Source organism: Mycobacterium pinniadriaticum, assembly GCF_026242045.1.
GTDB classification, from domain to species: domain Bacteria; phylum Actinomycetota; class Actinomycetes; order Mycobacteriales; family Mycobacteriaceae; genus Mycobacterium; species Mycobacterium pinniadriaticum.
Map to the genome: position 1 here is coordinate 1 of NZ_JAPJDO010000104.1, position 1,231 is coordinate 1,231.

Annotated in this window: 2 pseudogenes; both read right to left on the bottom strand. The window is 64.6% G+C overall.

Annotation, left to right across the window (positions count from 1 at the left end):
• Positions 1 to 964: pseudogene (locus tag ORI27_RS32825) on the bottom strand (IS3 family transposase); the annotation flags it as partial.
• A 15-nt stretch (positions 965 to 979) separates the two neighbouring features.
• Positions 980 to 1,159: pseudogene (locus ORI27_RS33280) on the bottom strand (transposase); the annotation flags it as partial.
• Between the last annotated feature and the right edge of the window lie 72 nt (positions 1,160 to 1,231).

Below are 1,231 nucleotides of genomic sequence, written 5' to 3' on the forward strand. Positions count from 1 at the left end.
CGGGAGTGCCGTCGTCGGATGTTGTAGCGGACCAGCCAGCGGAACACTTCTCGGCGGCAGCTCGCTGCGTCGGGCCACTGGCTGCGGTCTTGGAGGACTTCGCGTTTGAGGGTCGCGTTGAACGATTCGGCCAATGCGTTGTCGGCACTCGACCCCACGCCACCCATGGACTGGGTGACGCCGAGATCGTTGCAGAGTTTCGCGAAATCCCTTGAGGTGTACTGACTTCCGTGATCCGTGTGGAACACCGCACCGGCCAGTGAACCGCGTAGTGCGTCCGCGGCTTTAAGAGCATCCTCAACGAGTTCGGTGCGCATGTGCTCGGCGATCGCCCAGCCCGCGACCCGGCCGGAGAAGCAGTCGATCACCGTGGCCAGGTACAGATTCGAGCCGGTCGCCAAGGGCAGGTAGGTGATGTCGCCGACATAGCGGGTATTGGGCTGCTCGGCGGTGAAGTTCCGCTTGAGGAGGTCGGGGACTTTCTGGCTGGCCGGATCCGGCACAGTGGTCTTGACGCGGCGTTTTCGCCGGTAGCCGGCGATCCCGGCGCTGCGCATTACCCGGGCTACCCGCTTGCGGTTGACCCGCTCATCTGGCGGTGCGCCGTCGTTGAGTTCGGCGGTGATCCGTGGTGCCCCATAGGTGTTGTCCGCGTTGTGCACGGTACGGATACGCTCAGCCAGGTCCTCGTCAGCGGCCTGACGTGCGGCACGGCCATCGGCTGCGGCCAGCCAGGCGTAGAACGACGAACGCGCGACCTCGACGACCGCGCACAGCCACTTCACCTCGAAGGTGTGTAGGTGGTCGGCGACGAACTGGAAGCGGCTCACCAGTTCGTCTCCCCGGCGAAATATTTGGCCGCCGACCGCAGAATGTCACGCTCGGTAGACAGCCGGGTCTTGTCGGCACGCAACTGTCCGACCTCGGCGCGTAGCCGGGCCAGCTCCTGGTCAGGAGTTTCGACCCCCGCTCCCGGCTCTTCTGGTGGGGTGGGGTTGCGGTGTCGGATCGGCACCCCGGCGGCTTTGCACCACGCCGATAAAGTCACCCCGCTGATGCCGAGCTCACCGGCGATCTGGGTGATCGTCGCACCGGCAGTGTCTCGGTAGAGCGTGACTGCGTCCCGTTTAAACTCGTCGGGATAATTTTTCCTTGCCATCGTGGTGGATCATCTCGCTTCCCCCGCCAATCTTGCGGGATTAAGCGTGTCCAACACACGGGGGCAGGGCCC